Genomic DNA, 18,931 nt, shown 5'->3' on the forward strand with positions numbered 1-18,931 from the left:
GATGCGTCGCTGGTGTCTCAGGACCGGTCTCGGCCTCCTGGTCGGGGCCGTTTTTCATGGCAGCGCCGAGGCCCAGGTGCGTGATAGCCTGCGCACGCGGGCGGATTCGCTCAAGGCTGATTCGCTGCGGGCGGACTCGACCGCGCGCGCCCGGACGGATTCCGTGCGACAGGCACGGGTCGACTCCCTGCGCGCGGATTCCCTGATGCAGCAGGACCTCGCGATCATCCGCGAACAGCAAAAGCGGGGCGATTCGATCAAGGTGGCGACCCCAGCCGCAGAAATGCCTCGATTGACCGAGCACCCCGGAGTGTTCCGCTGGGATCGCGAGGCCATCGGCAAGAGCGGGGCGCTGTCGTTAGGCGACCTGCTGGAGACCGTCCCTGGGGTGACGGTCTTCCGGACCGGGTGGCTCGCCTCTCCGGAGCACGCCGCGTACCTCGGGGACTTCCGAGCGGTGCGCGTCTTTCAGGACGGTATTGAGCTGGACAACCTGGACCCACGCAATGGGGAGGTCCTGGAGGTCTCGATGATCCCATTGTGGCCACTGGAAGAAGTTCGCGTCGAGCGGGGGGCCTTCGAGACCCGGGTGTACCTCCAGACCTGGAGAGTGCGAAGCACGACTCCGTCCACCCGAGTGGACATCGGGAACGGGGACCTCCAGACCAACGCCTACCGTGGGTACTACGGCCGCCGCTTTGGCGGGGGCCAGGTGTTGCAGCTGGGCGGCCAGCAGTTCTCCACGCGCGACCCACGGGATGTTGGCGATGGAGACCAGCTTTCCCTGTTTGGGCGAACCGGATGGGCCCGGGGGCGGTGGGGGGCTGACGTGACCTTCATGCGCACGCGGCGGGAGCGAACACAGCAGGAGCGCATCGGGGGAACCGGCATGGCCCTGGCGCCGATTGACCTGACCAACGGCGATGTCACCGCGCGTGCCTCCTACGTGGACACGACGACGGGACTCTGGGCCCAAGTGATCGGCGCCCGCCTGTCTCACCGACAGAGCGCCATCCTGGCCTCAGCGAACACGACGGGTACCCCATCGGTGTCTGACACGATCCCCGACTCGACCGCCTTTGCGGCCTCGACCCGACAGTACGTGGGCGCCATCGGCTGGACTCGTGGAGGGGCGACGCTTTCCGCGACCGTACGCGTCCGCGACCGGGACGGCTCCCGTTCAGTGTCGCCCATGGTTCGAGGGGCCGTGGCGTGGTGGAAACTCGACGCCTCGGGCACAGTCGAGCGTCGGGATGACCTTGGGTTCCTCCGCGCCGAGGGATCAGTACGCCTGCAGCCGTGGTCGCGACTCGCGCTGAGCGGGGCCGCCAGTCGCACGACGTTCGACGACTCGACGATCACCGGCTCCCCGCTCGCGTTTCGTGGCGAGGCCGCGTGGCGCGTGAAGGAGATGTGGGTGGGCGGGGGAGTGATGCAGCGTGATCCCGCACGCCTTCCACCGCCAGTGCTCTTCGACACCGGGTACCGCATGGTCCCGGACCCCGCAGCGACCGGGCTATTCGTGACCGCGCGTGGCCGATTCTGGAAGGACGTGGGATTCGACGCCACCGGGGTTCGATGGACCGAGTCGCGTGGCTTCCGCCCCGAGTTCCAGTCCCACGCGAAGCTGTTCATCGATACGGACTGGCTCACACGCTTCCCATCGGGCAACCTCAACATCCGGTTCGCCCTGACCCACGACTACCGAACACAGGTGCCGTTCGTGCTCGAGGATGACGTGGTGGTGGAATCGGGCCAGTATCGCCTCGTGGGCTTCCAATTGGAGATTCGCCTGATGCAGGCGACCCTCTCGTACCAGTTCCGGAACTTTCTCAACGAGACCTATTCGCAAGTGCCCGGATTTCGGAACTCGCGCCCCGCACAGTTCTATGGCGTTCGCTGGAACTTCTTCAACTGAACCAGGGATGCGCCAATGATCCGCAGCATGACAGGGTTCGGCATCGCGACCGGAAGCATTGGGGCCCGACGCGTCTCGGTGGACGTCCGGTCGGTGAATCACCGTTTCCTCACCTCGACGATCCGCCTGGCGGGCGAACTCTCCCGCTTCGAGTTCGAGGTCCGCGAACTGCTCAAGAAGCGGGTGACGCGAGGCCATGTCAGCCTCGCCGCCCGGTTCGAGGATGCCGTGGCCGATCGGCCGGCCATCGACGAACGGCGTGTGGCGGCCTGGGTCGCCGTCCTGCGCGAACTCAAGGGGCGCCACGACCTCGCCGGTGACGTGGATGTGGCCACGGTGCTGCGCCTACCGGACGTCTTTGCCCGGGAGGAGTCCCCCGGCGAAGAAGACGGTGCGGCGCTGCTCCTCCTCTGCGACCAGGCCCTGGACGCGTTCACCAGTTCGCGGACCGTCGAGGGCGCCACACTCGCCGCCTACTTGCACGATCGCCTGGACCGCGTCGACACCGCCCTGGCGCGCGTCGCAGCGCGCGCCCCCGAACGCGTGCTTGCCCATCGCGAGAAGATCCGACTGGCCGTCGAGGAGTTGCTGGGAGGAACCGCCGTGGATCCCCAGCGCCTGGCTACCGAAGTGGCACTCCTCGCTGAACGCATAGACGTCGGCGAGGAAGTCGCGCGATTCACGGCGCATATCGCCGCGTTCCGGCAGACCCTGGTCGGGGCTCCCGACGGGGTGGGAAAGCGCCTCGGCTTCCTGCTTCAGGAAATGCTGCGGGAGGCCAACACGACCGGGTCAAAGGCCAACGACGTGGCCATCACGAACGACGTCGTCCTGATCAAGGAGGAGCTGGAACGTATGCGGGAGCAAGTGGAGAATATCGAGTGACCCCATTCCCGATCATCCTCTCGTCCCCTTCTGGGGGAGGCAAGACGACGATTGCCCGGATGCTGGTCGAACGGCGCCCGGACGTGGGGTACTCCGTCTCGTGTACCACCCGGTCCCCCCGCGCGGGTGAGGTTCAGGGGCGCGACTACCACTTCCTGACCCTCGCCGACTTCGGGGGGCGGGTCGACCGGGGGGAATTCGCCGAACACGCCCACGTCCACGGCAACCGATACGGCACCCTCAAGGGAGAGGTCGACCGGGTTTTTGCCTCCGGACGGCACGTCATCATGGACATCGACGTCCAGGGAGCACGCCAATTCATGGCATCCTACCCCGAGTCTGTGTTAGTCTTCCTGTTGCCGCCCTCCGCCGACGTTCTGGTGGGCAGGCTGACCGGCCGGAAAACCGAGGACGCGGCGACCACTCTCAAGCGGTTGCAGGGCGCTCGGGACGAGTTGGCGGAGGTGGGGCACTATCAGTACGTCGTCGTGAATGACGACCTGGAAACAGCGTACCGTCAGGTAGCCTCGATCGTCGAAGCCGAGGCGGTGCGCCATGCGAGACTCCCCCGGACGGCCGAGCGGGTTCGGCACATCGTGGGAGCCCTGAACGACCTCATTCAGCAATTCCCAGGAAACTGACCATGCGAGTGTTCACGCCGGACGAAATCGCCAGCAGCTCGGCCAACAAGTACCTCGGGGTGCTCGTCGCCGCCAAGTATGCGCGCGTGCTCAACGAGTTCCCGCGCGACCGTTCCGCCACGCGCGAAAAGAAGCTGACCACCCGGGCGATGGAGGAACTCTCGCAGGGGGACGTCGACTACAAGATCACAGCGCGCAAGCGCGGGGAGTAATCCCGTTCGTCCGTTCGCTGGGCGTCGCGTCCTTCTCGGGGTCACCGGGGGAATCGCGAGCTACAAGTCCGCGACGCTCGCGCGTCGCCTGACGCAGGCCGGCGCCGAAGTGGACGTCGTCCTCACGCGGAGTGCCCAGGAGTTCGTTGGGGCCGTCACCTTCGAGGCCCTGACCGGACGCCCGGTGCATACCGAACTGATCGAGGCGGGACACGCACTCGACCACATCCGTCTGGCGCGATCCGCAGACGTCATCGCTGTCGCCCCGGCCACGGCCGATTTTCTCTCGCGCGCCGCCGCAGGTCGCGCCGACGACCTGCTGACCGCCTGCCTGCTCGCAACACAGGCTCCCGTGTTCCTGGCACCGGCCATGAACGACCGGATGTGGGAACACCCCCAGACCGGTCGCAACGTGGCGCAGCTCCGCGAGATCGGCTATCACGTCCTGGACCCTGACACGGGCGACTTGGCCGTTGGGGAGGGATCGGGGCCGGGGCGCTTGCCCGAGCCCGAGGTGCTGATGGCTCACATCGGCCGTCGGCTGGAGGGGCAGGCCGACCTCAAGGATCGGCATGTGCTCGTCACCGCCGGGCCGACGCGCGAGGCCGTTGATCCGGTCCGCTTCCTGTCGAATCGGTCGAGCGGGAAGATGGGGGTCGCCCTCGCCGCTGCTGCGTGGCGCCGCGGCGCGCGCGTGACCCTGGTCTGCGGCCCGCTGTCCGTCCCCCATCCCGTGGGGGCCACGATCGTGTCGGTCGAATCCGTCGAAGAGATGCACGAGGCCGTCCGTCGCTCGCTGCCATCCGCCGACGTCCTCGTGATGGCCGCCGCGCCGGCGGATTTCCGCCCGTCCACGCTGGCCAGCGAGAAGATCAAGAAGTCCACGGCCCCGGGCGTCATTGCGCTCACACCGACAACCGACATCCTGCAGGCGACGGTTGGCGACCGCGGACGCGGCACGGTCGTCATCGGCTTTGCCCTCGAAACAGAAGATGTGTTGGCCAACGCCCAGCGCAAGCTCGAGGGGAAGGGGCTGGACCTGATCGTCGTCAACGATGCGCGGGAAGTGGGCGCCGGGTTTGGCGTGGACACCAACCGCGTCACGATCCTTCAGCGTCGCGGGGCACCCGAGGCACTTCCGTTGTTGTCCAAGGACGACGTCGCCGACGCCATCCTCGATCGCGCGGTGGGGCTCCTGCCGTGAGTGCCCGCGAACGGTTGCGCACATTCCTCGAGCAGCGCCGTGAGATGGGGGAGACCGAGTTCGTCCTCGACTCCCTTCATGTCGACGACGTGCTGCGGGTGCTCGGGGCCGGGAACGCCGGGCCCGACACCATCGTGGCGGGGCCACCGGCGCCGGTGCCGGCCCCAACGCGGCAGATGCCCGAGCCCCGACCCATGCGGGCCAGCGGCGGTGAGGAGCACGGGAACTGGCGTGACGCGCTGCGCGCCATCGGGAACGACCCGACCGCACTGACCACGCCAGGGGGAGCTGACCGATCCGGTGCTGCGGTCAGCTCCCCGATAGCGCATGGTTCCTCACCCACCTCCGACACGAAACCCGGCCCGACCGTGCCCGCTCCAACAGATCCGCCAGGCGCCATCGCATCGCTCGGGGCGGGGCTCTCGGTCGGCCCACCCCTCGGCACCCTGGGGTCACCGTCCGCGTGGGACAGCCTTGACGCGATAGCGCGTGCCGTCGCAGCCTGCACGCTCTGCTCCCTGTATGCGGGCGCAAAGAATCCCGTGCCTGGACACGGAAACCCGCAGGCCGACTTTGTCTGCGTCGGCGAGGCGCCCGGGGCAAACGAGGACGAGCAAGGCGTCCCCTTCGTCGGGCAGGCCGGCCAGCTGCTGACCAAGATCCTTGCCGCGATCAACCTCAGCCGCGAGGACGTTTTTATTTGCAACGTCCTCAAGCATCGCCCGCCGGGGAACCGCAATCCCAATCCGGATGAGGTGACCGCCTGCTCGCCGTACCTCGTGCGACAGATCGAGCTGCTGCGCCCCAAGGTGATCCTCGCCCTCGGCACATTTGCGGCGCAAACACTATTGCAGACGAAGGAACCCCTCGGCAAACTCCGCGGCCGCCTGCACCGCTATCATGGCGTGCCCGTTATCGTGACCTACCATCCCGCGGCGTTGCTTCGCAATCCGTCGTGGAAGCGCCCGACTTGGGAAGATGTCCAGCTTGCTCGAACGCTCCTCGATCGTGTCGTCGAACCCTGATCCGTTCCGCGACCGGCGCCCTCCCTACTCCGAAGACGCGGAACAGGCGGTGCTCTCCGCGATGATGCTCGACCGGAACGCCATCGTGCGTGCCGGCGAGTTCTGCGACGAGACCATGTTCTACCGGGAGGGCCACCGGCGGATCTTCCGTTCCATCCTCGCGCTCAACGAGCGCGGGTCGGTCGTGGACATCCTCACCCTCGCGGATGAACTGGCCCGGCGCGGTGAACTCGACGGCAGTGGGGGCAAGGACTATCTCGCCTTGCTCGTGGACGCCGTCCCCACGGCGGCCAACGTCGAGTATCACGCGAAGATCATCCGAGAGAAGGCGCTGGTCCGCCGCCTGATCGAGACCTCGACCGAGATCGTCACGGATGCCTTCGAGGGCCGGACGACGTCGGCCGACCTGCTCGATCGCGCCGAGCAACGCATCTTCCAGATCAACCAGACGCGGAAGGCCGAAGGCTTCCATCGGATGAAGGAACTCCTCTGGACCGCCATGGAGCGGATCGAGGAGTTGTCTCGCCACGGGGGCGAGGTCACCGGTGCCCCCTCTGGCTTCACGGACCTCGACAAGCTCACGCTGGGCTTCCAGCCGTCCGAGTTGATCATCGTCGCTGCCCGTCCGTCGATGGGCAAGACGGCGTTCGTGCTGAACGTCGCGCAGAACGCGGCCTTTGCGAACACCCCGGTCGCGATCTTCTCACTGGAAATGGCCAAGGAGCAGCTCGTCACCCGCATGCTGGCGGCGGAAGGCTGGGTCGACGCACAAAAGCTCCGTAGCGGCAAGTTGACGCAGGACGACTTCCGCAACCTCGGCAAGGCGTCCGGGATCCTCGGCTCACTCCCGATCTGGATTGACGACACGCCGGGGTTGACCGCGCTCGAAATCCGCTCCCGCTGTCGGCGGCTGAAAGCCGAGAACAACATCGGGCTCATCATCATCGACTACCTGCAGCTCATCCAGGGGCCCGCCGACTCCGAAAGTCGCCAGCAGGAAATCTCCTATATCTCCCGTTCCCTCAAGATCCTCGCCCGCGAGCTGCTGGTGCCGGTGGTGTGCCTGTCGCAGCTCTCGCGCGCGCCGGAGCAGCGCACGGGAGACAACAAGAAGCCCCAGCTCTCCGACCTCCGCGAGTCGGGCGCGATCGAGCAGGACGCCGACGTCGTGATGTTCCTGTATCGCCCCGAATACTACGAGGGCGCACACGACGAGCGTGGCGAACCGCGCCGCTTGCAGGACGGAACCCCACTGGAGGGGCTCGCCGAGGTGATCATCGGCAAGCAGCGCAACGGCCCTACCGACACCGTGCGTCTCTTCTTTCACAAGCGCTACACGCGGTTCGACAACTTCGCCGCGCGCCAGGAGTGAGCCTGCGTACCCGGTCCACGTTCCGCTGCCCCGAGTGCGGCGCCGACCACGCCAAGTGGCAGGGCCGGTGCGACGGTTGCGGGGAATGGAACACCCTCGTGGAAGAGACCGTGGCGCGACCGACCCGTGGGACGCCCACGGCGCCGCCTCCTGGTCGCGCGGCGCGCCCAATGCGCATTGCCGACGTGGATGGCGCAGTGACGGCACGCATCCCATCCGGCTCCCGCGAGTTGGACTTCGTGTTGGGGGGAGGCGTCGTTCCTGGATCGATGATCCTCGTGGGGGGGGAGCCCGGGATTGGCAAGTCGACGCTCCTCCTCCAGGTCGCCGGAACCCTCGCGGCCGGAGGCACGGTCCTCTACGTCTCGGGCGAAGAGTCCGCGTTGCAGGTCAAGATGCGCGCGATGCGACTCGGCATCGGCGATGACGCGTCGCTGCTCTGCGCCACTGAACTCGAGGAGATCCTCGCGACCGCGCGCGAGGTCCGCCCGCTCCTCATGATCGTCGACTCGATCCAGACGGTCGCAACCTCCGCCCTCGAGGGCGCGCCCGGCAATGTGGGTCAGGTCCGTGAATGTGCGGCGCAATTGATGCGGTTCGCCAAGTCGTCCGGGGCCGCCGTGGTTGTGGTCGGACATGTGACCAAGGGTGGGGGCATCGCCGGCCCCAAGACGCTCGAACACATCGTGGACACGGTGTTGTACTTCGAGGGCGAGGGTACGGCCGATCACCGCGTGCTCCGCGCCACGAAGAACCGCTTTGGATCGGTGGACGAGATCGCCGTCTTCCGCATGACCGAACAGGGGCTGCAAGGGGTCGAGAACCCGTCGGCGCTGTTCCTGGCCGACCGTGACGCGGGATCCAGCGGCTCGGCGATCACCGCCCTGATGGAGGGGAGCCGTCCGGTCCTCGTGGAAGTGCAGGCCCTCGCCGCCAAGGCCGGGTTCGGTACCCCGCAGCGCGTGGCCACGGGATTCGACGGGCGGCGCCTGGCGCTCCTGCTGGCGGTGCTCGACAAGCGGGCGGGACTCTCCTATGCGACGCTCGACGTGTTCCTGAACGTGGTCGGCGGACTCCGGATGGTCGAGCCGGCCGGGGACCTCGCTGTGGTCGCCGCCCTCGCCTCGAGCGTGTACGATCGCCCGTTAGGCGGCGACGCGGTCTTCATCGGGGAGGTGGGGCTGGGCGGAGAAGTGCGCCCCGTCTCCCAGCTCGACCGCCGCCTGGCGGAGGCCGCGCAGCTCGGGTTCCGCACCGCGTGGGTGGCTGGCCGAGCGATCCCTCGCAAGGCACCCGAGGGGCTGCGGGTCCATGGGGTATCTTCGTTAGGCGACCTCTTCGGCCGCCTGTTCGGGTAGCGCATGGACCATCACGACGACACACGGGCCCGCGGTGACCTGCCGCGCGAGACCACTCCCGACGCCTTGCGCCCCACGCCGGCGACCGCCCCGGATGTCGGCGTCGTCATTGTGGCCGCCGGGTCGGGGACGCGGACCGGCTCGCGGGAGCTCAAGCAGTTCCGGTGGGTGGGCGACAAACCCATGTTGCTCCACAGCGTCCAGGCGTTCCATCGGCGGCCGGACGTTGCCCTCGTCGTCACCGTGCTGCCTCGATCCCATGCCGGCGATCCACCCCCGTGGCTGTTCCAGTGCGATGTCGATCGCCTCCTGGTCTCCACCGGCGGACGCGAACGCACCGATTCCGTCTGGAGCGGGATCGAGGACCTGCCGGACGAGGCGGACATCGTCGTCATCCACGACGCCGCACGGCCCCTGGTCACGGACGCCACGATCGCCGCCGTGATCGCCGAGGCCCGTGCCGGTCGTGGCGCCACGGCGGCCCTGCCCGTCGTCGACACCCTCAAGGAAGTCGATGACACCGGGCGCATCGTGCGCACCATCGATCGCACGCGACTCTGGCGCGCCCAGACCCCGCAGGCGTTTCCGCGCGCGATGATCGAGCGCGCACACCTCGAGGCGCAACGCCAGCGCCTCGTCGCCACCGATGACGCCGCCCTCTGCGAACAGTTGGGATTCGAGGTGGTCGTGGTGCGGGGTAGCGAACGGGCGCTCAAGGTGACTGAAGAAGGCGACTTCCAGCGGGCCGCGCTGCTGGCGCCCCTCGACGCATGAGCGCCCCGTCGTTGGCGGTGCCCTTTTGGTCGGCGGATGAAGTCGAGGCGTCGCTCGGCGGCACCATCCGTCACCTGCAGGAGGGTCGCGTCCTCGCCTACCCGACCGAGACGTTGTATGGCTTCGGCACCGCCGTGAACCGAGAGGCCGTCGAGGTCCTCGTGCAGCTCAAGCAACGGCCCGCCGCCAAGCCCTTCCTCCTCCTGATCGCTGGCAGTGACATGCTCACGCGGCTGGGACTGCACCTCACCCGCGACGCCGCCACCCTGGCCGCGCGATTCTGGCCGGGGCCAGTGACCCTCGTCCTCCCCGGGGGGGAAAAGCGCGTACCTGAGCGCTTGCGTGGGCCGGAAGGGGGAATCGCCGTGCGCTGGACCCCACACCCAGGGCTCCAGCGACTGCTCAGGGCATACGGCGACCCGATCACGAGTACGAGTGCCAACCGGCCCCGCGAGGCCCCGGCGATGTCTGCGTTCGAGATCCTGGAGCAATGGAGCGGTCCCGTGGCCGCTGGGGTCATCCGGGTCCTCGACGGTGGGCGGCTCCAACCGTCACAGCCTTCCACCGTCGTGGACTGCGTCGGCACACGGCCCCGGGTCATCCGTCCGGGGGCCATCTCGGCCGCTGCGCTGCGGGAGTTCCTGCCGTCCCTCATCGGGGATAAGTAGGGCACTTCGAGGCCGCGCCGACTACTTTCCGGCGACTGCCCCAGGGCGCTCGCTCGTGAAGATCCTCTTTATCTGCACTGGAAATACCTGCCGATCGCCCCTCGCGGAGGCTCTTGCCCGGCGCGAGGTCATCGCCCGTGGCTGGCTTGACGTGGAAGTGGAGAGCGCGGGAACCGCAGCGCATCCTGGGGCACCAGCCTCGGACGGCTCCTTGCTCGTCGGCCTTGAGCACGGGCTCGACCTGGGGGCGCATCAAGCCCGTCCGCTCACCCGAGCCCTCGTCCAAGGCGCGGACTTGATCCTGACCATGTCCGGCTCTCACCTGAGTGCAGTTCGCGCTCTGGGAGGGGATGCCAAGGCCGAGCTGCTGACCGAATACGCCGCGCCCGGCTCGGGTGGCCGGGGGGTCACCGACCCCTTCGGCGGCGACCTGCCCGCATACCGGGAGACCTTCGTCGACCTCGACGCGCTCGTCGCGGTGGCATTCCGCCGGCTTGCGACCGAGCGCTCCGCTGGGCGAACGTGAGCGCGAGGCGGGCGCCTTCGCGACTGGTTCTGCTTGGGCACCCCATCAGCCACTCCTTATCCCCCGCGTTTCAGGGGGCCGCGCTAAGGGCGGCCGGGATTCCGCTGGCGTACGAAGCCCTCGACGTGGCGCCGGAGACCCTGAACGATGTGCTGAAGACGGCCACAGCGCAGGGGTGGGCGGGGAACGTCACGATCCCCCACAAGCGCGCCGTGTTCCTCGTCTGCAAGCGCCACACCGATGTGGCCGAACAGGCCGGCGCGGTCAACACGTTCTGGGTGCAGGACGGCGAGCTCTGGGGAGACAACACAGACGTCGCTGGCTTCGATGCGGCGGCGCGTGCCCTGGGCGCGCGTCTGGTGGAGGCGCGCGTCACCCTGCTGGGAGCTGGCGGGGCGGCGGCCGCCGTGTGTGTCGCGACCAGCCGCTGGCCTGGCGCGACGGTCCAGCTGATCGCCCGGCGACCTGAAGAGGCGCGGCGCCTCGCGTCGGCCTTCGCGCATGTCACACCGGCGACCGCACTGACGACCGCGCTGCACGAGTGCACGCTGTTGGTGAACGCCACGCCAATTGGCCTGCGCGACGACGTGACACCGTGCGATGTGGCCGCGCTCCCGGCTGACGCCGCCGTGATGGACCTGGTGTATCGTCGCGACGAAACCCTGCTCGTGCGGAACGCGCGCCGGCGCGGCCTGCTTGCGTGCGACGGAAGCGAAATGCTGCTGCGACAGGGCGCCGTCGCGTTCGAACGGTGGTTTGGGCGAGTGCCGGCCCTGGACATCATGCGAGCCGCCCTGCACGCCGCGAGGTGAGGCCGGGCCGGCTGGAGGAACATCCCCACGCACCGCCTGCTCGACGCGTTGATCTGCGGAGCTCAAGAGATCCTGTTTCCGTGCACCTGCCTGGTGTGTCGGCGACTGCTCGAAGCGACGGACCGCGGGGTCGCTTGCGCGGCGTGCCTTCGGTCGATCGCGAGGGTACCCGGCGGTGGCTGCGATCGCTGCGGGCACCCATGGCGGGACGTGCCCTGTACGATGTGCGAGGAACTGCACCCTGCCATCCGCGTGGCCCGGTCGTGGTGCTGGGCGGATGACGCGGCGGCGAGGACGCTGTTGCATGCCCTCAAGTACGATGGGTGGACAGGGGCTGCCGGCGCCCTGGCGTCCGGGATGGGCTCGATTTGTCCCATCCGTCCCCAGTCCGCCACCGCGTACCTCCTCCCCGTGCCACTCGCGCCCGCTCGACGCAGCACCCGTGGCTACAACCAGGCAGAATTGCTCGCGGAGCACCTCGCTCGTCTTTGGCAGTGTGCCTGTGTTCCTGACGCCATCGTACGCCTGCGCGACACCCCCTCGCAGACTCAGTTGACACGTTCCGACCGCTTCGCCAACGTTGCCGGTGCCTTTGCGGTCACGGCTGCGGGTGTGTCACGGCTGCGCGGAACGTGCTGCGTCCTGGTGGATGACGTCATGACAACCGGCGCGACCCTGAATGCCTGTGCCGCCGCGCTCGACGCGGTCGGCGTCGAGGCCATTGCTGCTGTCACCTTCGGTCGAGCCCGCGATCCTCGCGCGACGACCCCTGCCTAGAGGACTAAGAACGACATGGGAACCCGAGTTGCCATCAACGGCTTCGGCCGGATCGGACGTCAGGTACTGCGTGCCGCCAAGGAAACCGGCGCCACGCTGGATTTCGTCGCCATCAATGACCTGACGGACACCGCCACCCTCGCGCACCTGTTCACGTATGACTCGGTGCACGGGACCTACGAAGGACAGGTGAGCAGCACGGCGGACTCGATCACGGTCGATGGGGACACGATCAAGGTGTTTGCCCAGAAGGATCCGGCAGCCCTGCCGTGGAGGGACCTGGGCGTGGACGTGGTCCTGGAGGCGACGGGCCGCTTCACCAATGCGCCAGACGCGCGCAAGCATCTCGAGGGCGGGGCGCGCAAGGTCATCATCTCGGCCCCGGCCAAGGGAGAGGATCTCACGATCGTGATGGGCGTGAACCACCAGAAGTACGATGCGGCGTCGCACCACATCATCTCCAACGCCTCGTGCACGACCAACTGCCTCGTGCCCATGGTCAAGGTGGTCCGGGATACCTTCGGCTTCCGCCACGCGTCGATGGTCACGATCCACAGCTACACCAACGACCAGCAGATTCTCGACCTGCCCCACAAGGACCTGCGCCGCGCACGCGCCGCCGCGTTGAACATCATCCCGACCACGACCGGGGCCGCCAAGGCCACGTCGCTGGTGATCCCCGAGGTGAAGGGGAAGATCGACGGTATTGCGATTCGCGTCCCAACGCCGGACGTGTCCCTGACGGAACTCACCGTTGAGGTGGAGCAGGCGACGACGATCGACGCGGTCAACGCCGCATTTCGTGCCGCCGCGGCGAGCGGGCCGCTGAAGGGCATCCTGGCGTACACCGAGGAAGAGCTGGTGTCGAGCGACTACATCGGCAACCCGCACTCCTGCATCATCGACGCCAAGAACACCAACGTGATCGATGGGACGATGGTCAAGCTCTCGGGATGGTACGACAATGAGTGGGGGTACTCCAGCCGATGTGTGGACCTGCTCCAGCTGATTGGTTCCTCGCTCTGATCGACGGATGACCATGAACACGCAGACGATCCGCGACTTGCCGGCCTCGTTGGCCGGCCGGCGCGCGTTGGTGCGCGTGGACTTCAACGTCCCGCTGGACTCCGAGGGCCGGGTGTCCGACGATACCCGGGTGCGGGCGGCGCTCCCGACGATCGAGGAGCTCGCGCGCCGTGGGGCGCGGGTCGTCCTGCTCTCGCACCTCGGCCGTCCCAAGGGCGGCCCCGATCCGAAGTACTCCCTCGCCCCTGTCGCGCGCTGCCTGGCCGGGATGACGAGCCGCCCGGTGCAGTTCTGCAGTACAACGGTTGGGGATGACGCCGTGGACGCCACCCGCCGCCTCGCCGACGGCGGGGTCCTCCTCATGGAGAACACCCGCTTCCACGCGGGCGAGGAGAAGAACGACGAAGCCCTGTCCCGGGCGATGGCGGCCCTGGGCGACCTGTATGTTAACGATGCCTTTGGCTCCGCCCACCGCGCGCACTCGTCGACGGCCGGGGTGACCGCGTTCCTCACGCCCGCGGTGGCTGGCTTCCTGATGGAGAAGGAACTCGACTACCTCGGAAAAGCCATCGCCGAACCCAAGCGGCCGTTCATCGCGATCCTGGGGGGCGCAAAGGTCTCCGGCAAGATCGACGTGATCGAGGCACTGCTGCCCAAGGTGGATGGCCTCCTCATCGGGGGAGCCATGGCGTGCACCTTCTTTCGCGCGATGGAGCTGGAGACCGGAAAGTCGCTGGTCGAGGCTGATCGCGTTGAGCTGGCCGCCGAGCTGCTCGAGCGCGCCGGCTACCGCCTGACCTTGCCACATGACGCCATCGCGGCTCCTTCGATGGATGCCGGGGCTCTGGCCCACGCTGTCAAGCGGGATGCCATCCCGTCCGGCGAGGCGATGTTCGATATCGGACCGGACTCCGCGGCGTCCTTTGCCCGGGCGATCGCTGCTGCAGGGACCGTTCTCTGGAACGGACCCATGGGGGTGTTCGAGACCCCGCCATTTGACGCCGGCACCCGTGCGATCGCACGCGCCATGGCCGACGCCACCGCCCGCGGGGCCACCACCATCGTGGGTGGCGGCGACTCGGCCGCTGCGGTGGCCGAGGCAGGGCTCGAATCCGCGATGAGCCATGTGTCCACCGGGGGTGGCGCCTCGCTGGAATTTCTCGAGGGCAAGGTCCTTCCCGGGGTTGCCGCCCTCACCCAACGCTGATCCATGCAACGACCTGTCTTCGCCGCAAACTGGAAGATGCATCACGGGCCCTCTGATGCCCGCGCGTTCCTCCGGTCGTTCCTCGCCCACTATGCCCGGCGGCCCGACCGTCAGGTCATTTTCTTCCCGCCGGCCGTGTCCCTCACGGCCGTGGTGGACGGCCTCCGCGAGCGACAGGACATCCAGGTGGGTGTGCAGAATATCCACTGGGAGGACAAGGGTGCCTACACGGGTGAAACATCCGCGAGCATGGCCCGCGACGCCGGGGCGCACGTCGCGCTGGTGGGCCACAGCGAGCGGAGGCACGTGTTCGGCGAGACCGACGAACAGACCGCCACGAAGGTCGCGGCCGCGGTCCGCGCCGGACTCGTGCCGATGCTGTGCGTCGGTGAGCGCCTGGAGGAACGCGAACGGGGCGAGACCGAGTCGGTCGTGTTGCGGCAGCTGCGGGCGGGGATCGCTCGCATCGAACCTCATGCGGTCGGGGGAATGCTGTTCGCCTACGAACCGGTCTGGGCGATCGGCACCGGTCGTAACGCCACCCCCCAAGACGCCGCCTCGATTCATGGCGTGGTGCGTCGTGAACTCCTGTCGCTGCTGGGTGAAAAGGCCAAGGCAGTCCCGATCCTTTATGGCGGCTCGGTCAACCGGGGCAACGCCCAGTCGCTTCTGGCTGCCGACGAGGTCGGGGGGCTCCTCGTTGGGGGAGCCTCGCTCGACTCCGAGGGTTGGTCTACGATCGTACGTACCTGAGGCGACCAGGCGGGGTCGGCCCATTGCGCCTATCCCCTGATAGCGGCGATACTTATCGGCTCCCCGATTGAACGCTTTCCACTCGCCTCATGTACACCTTCCTTCTCGTCATCCTCATCATCGTCAGCCTTGTGGTGATGGCAGCCGTCCTGTTGCAGGCTGGCAAGGGAGGCGGGCTCGCAGCGTCTTTCGGAGGCGCCTCGTCGTCGTCTGATTCCCTCATGGGCAGCAGGCAGGCGGGCAACCTGTTGACGCGGGCCTCATGGTGGGGTGGGGGAGCGTTCCTCTTCTTGTCCTTCCTGCTCGGACTGATGTCGGTCAGGACGCGAGCGCCCAAGTCCATCCTCGACCAGCCGTTCTCGACGGCCCCTGCCGCCCCCGCGGCCGGTCAGGCGCCTGCCGCCCTGACGCCGCCGGTCACCGAGACGCCCAAGGAAGCCGCGCCGTCCACCGCGCCCGCTCCCAAGCAGTGAGCCAGCCGGGACGCATCAAGGGGTTCCTCCTCCTCGAGGACGGAACCCTTTTTCGTGGAGTCCTACCGGCCTCCGTCGAGCCCACGGTTGCCGAGGTGGTGTTCACCACCAGCATGAGCGGGTATCAGGAGACCTTCACCGATCCCTCCTACCGCGGTCAGATCGTAGTGATGACCGCCCCGATGATCGGGAACTACGGCGTGAATTCCGAGGACCCGGAGTCGGAACGCCCCCAGGTCGCGGGAGTCGTGGTGAGGGAGCTGTCCGGCACCTACTCCAACTGGCGAGCGACGGGTGATCTCGCCTCATGGCTCGGATCCAACCACGTTCCCATCATCCACTCCGTGGACACTCGGCGCCTCACAAAGCACTTGAGGTCAGTTGGCGTAATGACAGGTGTTATTGGAGTTGGCGACGTACCTGGAGATGATGCAAGAGCCGCGTTGGCCGCGTGCCCGAGCATGGAGGGGTTGGATCTCGCGTCCGTGGTTACGACAGATCGGCCATACACCTGGGGCCCGGACGATGCGGACTACCACATCGTCGCATACGACTTCGGGATCAAGCGAAACATCCTGCGTCTGTTCGAGGCACACGGCTGTCGCGTAACTGTTGTTCCGTCGCGCACGCCGGCGAGTGAAGTGCTCAAGCTTGCCCCGAACGGTGTGTTTTTCTCAAATGGCCCGGGGGACCCAGCCGCAGTGGACTACGCTCCGGCGGCGATCCGGGAAATCGGCGAGCGCGGAGTTCCGATGTTCGGCATCTGCCTTGGCCACCAGTTGATTGGCCTCTCGTATGGCGGACGAACAACCAAGCTGCCGTTCGGGCATCGCGGCGGGAATCATCCGGTCAAGGAACTGGCGACGGGTCGGGTCCTGATCACCTCCCAAAACCATGGTTTCGCGGTGGAAGGAGGAGTGGACGGGATTCCTGGGGCGCCGGACCTCGAGGTGACGCACATCAACCTGAACGATGGAACGGTTGAGGGGCTCCGGCATCGTCGATTGCCGCTATTCGCGGTGCAGTATCACCCGGAGGCGGCTCCAGGACCGCACGACGCGCGTCCCCTGTTCAAGCAGTTCATGAGCGCGGTACGCGACGATGTAAACCGAAGTGGGACAACCGCTTGACACGTCGGGAGGGGGCTCCATAAGTTCGACCCGCAGCGGGCGGAACGATGGCGTCCCCCTTGATCCAGTGAAATGACCAAAGCCGACCTCGTCGAGCACGTCACACAACAGATCTCCCGAACGGCCGGTCCGCTGATCTCCAAGAAGGACTGCGCCCGCGTGGTGGACGCCTTTCTGGACGCCATCAAGGAGGCGCTCCAGCTTCAGAAGAACATCGAGGTGCGCGGCTTTGGCACGTTCAAGATCCGGCACCGAAAAACCCGGATGGCGCGCAATCCGCGGACGGGGAGTCCGGTTGAAGTGTCTGCACGACCTGTGCCGGTTTTCAAGCCGTCCAAGGAGCTTCGGGCCATGGTGGCCGACCTGGAACCGCTCCCAGGCCACGTGGACGACGACCACGACGATCACGACGACGATTAGACCTCTGACGCCCGGGCTGTCCCGGGCGTTTTTTTCATCCACTGGCCGGAACCAGTGCAAACCGGCTAGTGTTGCTGGAATATGAAGGTCCGCGTGCTTCTCTTTGCCTCGTACGCCGACGCACTCGGCGCGGACTCGGTCGTGGTTGACGCCCGTGACGGCGCGACCGCAGCGGAGGTGCTGGCCCTCGTCCAGGAACGCATCACGGTACCCGTTCCGCCGCGCCCCCTCGTCGCGATCAATGCCACGTATGCCGACGCCGCAGACGTCGTGCGTGAGGGCGATGAGGTCGCCGTGATCCCACCGGTGGCCGGCGGATGACCGCCGTGGCCCGTCTGGTCGATCGCCCGATCGATGTGAGCATCCTGACGCGCGAGGTTGCCCATGTGTCGTGCGGCGCGACCACGGTCTTTCTGGGGACCGTGCGCGACGTCAACGAGGGCCGATCGGTTTCCGGGATCGACTACCGCAGCTACGAGCGCATGGCCGCCGCGGAGCTTCAGGCCATCGCGGTTGAGGTCGCAGCGCAGCACGCGGGGGCGCGCATCGTGGTGGAACACCGCCTGGGTTACCTCGAACTGGGTGACACGAGCGTGGGCATCGCGGTGGCGCATCCGCGTCGCGCACCGTCGATGGATGCCGCGCGCGCCATCATTGAGGAGATCAAGAAGCGCGTCCCAATCTGGAAGCGCGAGCACTATGTGGATGGGACCCGCGAGTGGGTGGACCCGACGCGCGCCACGGCGGCGACACCAGCGGTGGAGCGATGAACGCCCCGCTCAAGGACCAATTCGGCCGGAGCATCGAGTACCTCCGGATCTCCGTCACGGATCGCTGCAACTTTCGCTGCCAGTACTGCATGCCCCTTGAGGGGCTGCAGTGGCTCCCCAAGCGCGACATTCTCTCGTACGAGGAGATTGCGGCCATCGTGGGTCAGCTCGCCCCGCTCGGCCTGCGCAAACTGCGCATTACCGGGGGCGAGCCGACCATTCGCCCGGAGCTCGCCGCCCTGGTGCGCCAGCTGAAGGCCATACCCGGGATCAGCGATATCGCGCTGTCCACGAACGGAGTGCGGCTCCCGGATTTGGCCCGCGACCTCGCGGCCGCCGGACTGGACCGGGTCAACATGAGTGCGGACTCGCTGCGCCCTGAGCGGATCGTGGCCATTGCGCGCCGCAACTTGGAGTTTGATCCCGTCGCCTCGCTACTCGCGGCCGAGGCAGCAGGTCTGGGTCCGCTCAAGATCAACGTGGTCGTGATGCGGGGGGTCAACGACGACGAGGTCGCCGACTTCGCCCGATTGACCCTCGACCACGCGTGGCACGTGCGGTTCATCGAGTTGATGCCCGTGGGCGATCTGCGCGACGTTACCGACGCCCACGTGATTCCGAGCGAGGAAGTGCTCCGCCGCGTCGCCACGTTGGGCCCCCTGACGCCGACGGAAGGCCCTAAGGGGAATGGCCCGGCCGCTTACTACGCGCTCGCTGGAGCCCGGGGCACCATTGGGGTCATCACCCCCATGACCCACACGTATTGCGGGACGTGCAATCGGGTGCGCCTAACGGCCGACGGGCGCCTCCGGACCTGCTTGTATGGCGATCACGAGGTCGACTTGCGGACGCCCCTCCGAGCCGGCGACCCGCTGGAGCCGTTGTTCCGGCACGCCCTGGAAAACAAGCCGAAGGAGCATTTCCTCCTGGAGCGCCGGGTCGGGGGGCTGCGGGCCCTCAGCGAGGTTGGCGGCTGACGC

Annotated in this window: 21 protein-coding genes; all 21 read left to right on the forward strand. The window is 67.4% G+C overall.

Annotated elements, in window-relative coordinates:
• The first annotated feature begins 1 nt into the window (after nt 1).
• Nucleotides 2-1,918, forward strand: a complete 1,917-nt coding sequence (locus IPK85_17765; protein MBK8249225.1) for a Plug domain-containing protein — start codon at nt 2-4, stop codon at nt 1,916-1,918.
• A 15-nt stretch (nt 1,919-1,933) separates the two neighbouring features.
• Nucleotides 1,934-2,803: a YicC family protein gene (locus IPK85_17770; protein MBK8249226.1), complete on the forward strand. Its 870-nt coding sequence runs from the start codon at nt 1,934-1,936 to the stop codon at nt 2,801-2,803.
• Entirely contained in the window at nt 2,800-3,444 is a 645-nt protein-coding gene (gene gmk / locus IPK85_17775; GenBank protein MBK8249227.1) for a guanylate kinase, read from the forward strand. Before IPK85_17770 ends, gmk begins: the two co-directional genes overlap by 4 nt.
• A gap of 2 nt (nt 3,445-3,446) precedes the next feature.
• On the forward strand, nt 3,447-3,656 hold the full coding sequence (locus IPK85_17780) for a DNA-directed RNA polymerase subunit omega (GenBank protein MBK8249228.1): 210 nt from the start codon (nt 3,447-3,449) through the stop codon (nt 3,654-3,656).
• 52 nt (nt 3,657-3,708) lie between these two features.
• Complete coding sequence (gene coaBC / locus IPK85_17785; protein MBK8249229.1) at nt 3,709-4,860, forward strand: bifunctional phosphopantothenoylcysteine decarboxylase/phosphopantothenate--cysteine ligase CoaBC; 1,152 nt, start codon at nt 3,709-3,711, stop codon at nt 4,858-4,860.
• A 44-nt stretch (nt 4,861-4,904) separates the two neighbouring features.
• Nucleotides 4,905-5,885, forward strand: coding sequence for a uracil-DNA glycosylase (locus tag IPK85_17790; protein ID MBK8249230.1), 981 nt, complete (start codon nt 4,905-4,907; stop codon nt 5,883-5,885).
• Complete coding sequence (gene dnaB / locus IPK85_17795; GenBank protein MBK8249231.1) at nt 5,839-7,257, forward strand: replicative DNA helicase; 1,419 nt, start codon at nt 5,839-5,841, stop codon at nt 7,255-7,257. Before IPK85_17790 ends, dnaB begins: the two co-directional genes overlap by 47 nt.
• Before the next feature lie 2 nt (nt 7,258-7,259).
• Nucleotides 7,260-8,615, forward strand: coding sequence for a DNA repair protein RadA (radA, locus tag IPK85_17800; protein ID MBK8249232.1), 1,356 nt, complete (start codon nt 7,260-7,262; stop codon nt 8,613-8,615).
• A gap of 3 nt (nt 8,616-8,618) precedes the next feature.
• Nucleotides 8,619-9,389 carry a 2-C-methyl-D-erythritol 4-phosphate cytidylyltransferase gene (gene ispD / locus IPK85_17805; protein ID MBK8249233.1) on the forward strand — a complete coding sequence of 257 codons (771 nt, stop codon included), beginning with the start codon at nt 8,619-8,621 and terminating at the stop codon, nt 9,387-9,389.
• Nucleotides 9,386-10,057, forward strand: a complete 672-nt coding sequence (locus tag IPK85_17810) for a threonylcarbamoyl-AMP synthase (GenBank protein MBK8249234.1) — start codon at nt 9,386-9,388, stop codon at nt 10,055-10,057. The genes ispD and IPK85_17810 overlap by 4 nt, the downstream gene beginning before the upstream one ends.
• Nucleotides 10,058-10,112: 55 nt before the next feature.
• A complete protein-coding gene (locus IPK85_17815; protein ID MBK8249235.1) occupies nt 10,113-10,583 on the forward strand; it encodes a low molecular weight protein arginine phosphatase in 471 nt (156 codons plus the stop codon).
• On the forward strand, nt 10,580-11,395 hold the full coding sequence (locus IPK85_17820; GenBank protein MBK8249236.1) for a shikimate dehydrogenase: 816 nt from the start codon (nt 10,580-10,582) through the stop codon (nt 11,393-11,395). Before IPK85_17815 ends, IPK85_17820 begins: the two co-directional genes overlap by 4 nt.
• Before the next feature lie 222 nt (nt 11,396-11,617).
• On the forward strand, nt 11,618-12,172 hold the full coding sequence (locus tag IPK85_17825) for a ComF family protein (GenBank protein MBK8249237.1): 555 nt from the start codon (nt 11,618-11,620) through the stop codon (nt 12,170-12,172).
• A gap of 15 nt (nt 12,173-12,187) precedes the next feature.
• Nucleotides 12,188-13,198: a type I glyceraldehyde-3-phosphate dehydrogenase gene (gap, locus tag IPK85_17830; protein ID MBK8249238.1), complete on the forward strand. Its 1,011-nt coding sequence runs from the start codon at nt 12,188-12,190 to the stop codon at nt 13,196-13,198.
• A gap of 13 nt (nt 13,199-13,211) precedes the next feature.
• Nucleotides 13,212-14,405 (forward strand): phosphoglycerate kinase, encoded by a 1,194-nt coding sequence (locus IPK85_17835; GenBank protein MBK8249239.1) that lies wholly within the window; start codon nt 13,212-13,214, stop codon nt 14,403-14,405.
• 3 nt (nt 14,406-14,408) lie between these two features.
• Nucleotides 14,409-15,158 (forward strand): triose-phosphate isomerase, encoded by a 750-nt coding sequence (locus IPK85_17840; protein ID MBK8249240.1) that lies wholly within the window; start codon nt 14,409-14,411, stop codon nt 15,156-15,158.
• A 262-nt stretch (nt 15,159-15,420) separates the two neighbouring features.
• Nucleotides 15,421-16,761, forward strand: a complete 1,341-nt coding sequence (gene carA / locus IPK85_17845; protein MBK8249241.1) for a glutamine-hydrolyzing carbamoyl-phosphate synthase small subunit — start codon at nt 15,421-15,423, stop codon at nt 16,759-16,761.
• Between the two features lie 72 nt (nt 16,762-16,833).
• On the forward strand, nt 16,834-17,181 hold the full coding sequence (locus IPK85_17850; protein ID MBK8249242.1) for an integration host factor subunit beta: 348 nt from the start codon (nt 16,834-16,836) through the stop codon (nt 17,179-17,181).
• 81 nt (nt 17,182-17,262) lie between these two features.
• Nucleotides 17,263-17,502, forward strand: a complete 240-nt coding sequence (locus tag IPK85_17855; GenBank protein MBK8249243.1) for a MoaD/ThiS family protein — start codon at nt 17,263-17,265, stop codon at nt 17,500-17,502.
• Nucleotides 17,499-17,951, forward strand: a complete 453-nt coding sequence (locus tag IPK85_17860; GenBank protein MBK8249244.1) for a molybdenum cofactor biosynthesis protein MoaE — start codon at nt 17,499-17,501, stop codon at nt 17,949-17,951. Before IPK85_17855 ends, IPK85_17860 begins: the two co-directional genes overlap by 4 nt.
• Nucleotides 17,948-18,928, forward strand: coding sequence for a GTP 3',8-cyclase MoaA (moaA, locus tag IPK85_17865; protein ID MBK8249245.1), 981 nt, complete (start codon nt 17,948-17,950; stop codon nt 18,926-18,928). Before IPK85_17860 ends, moaA begins: the two co-directional genes overlap by 4 nt.
• Nucleotides 18,929-18,931 lie beyond the last annotated feature (3 nt).

Source organism: Gemmatimonadota bacterium, assembly GCA_016712265.1.
Lineage (GTDB): Bacteria > Gemmatimonadota > Gemmatimonadetes > Gemmatimonadales > Gemmatimonadaceae > RBC101.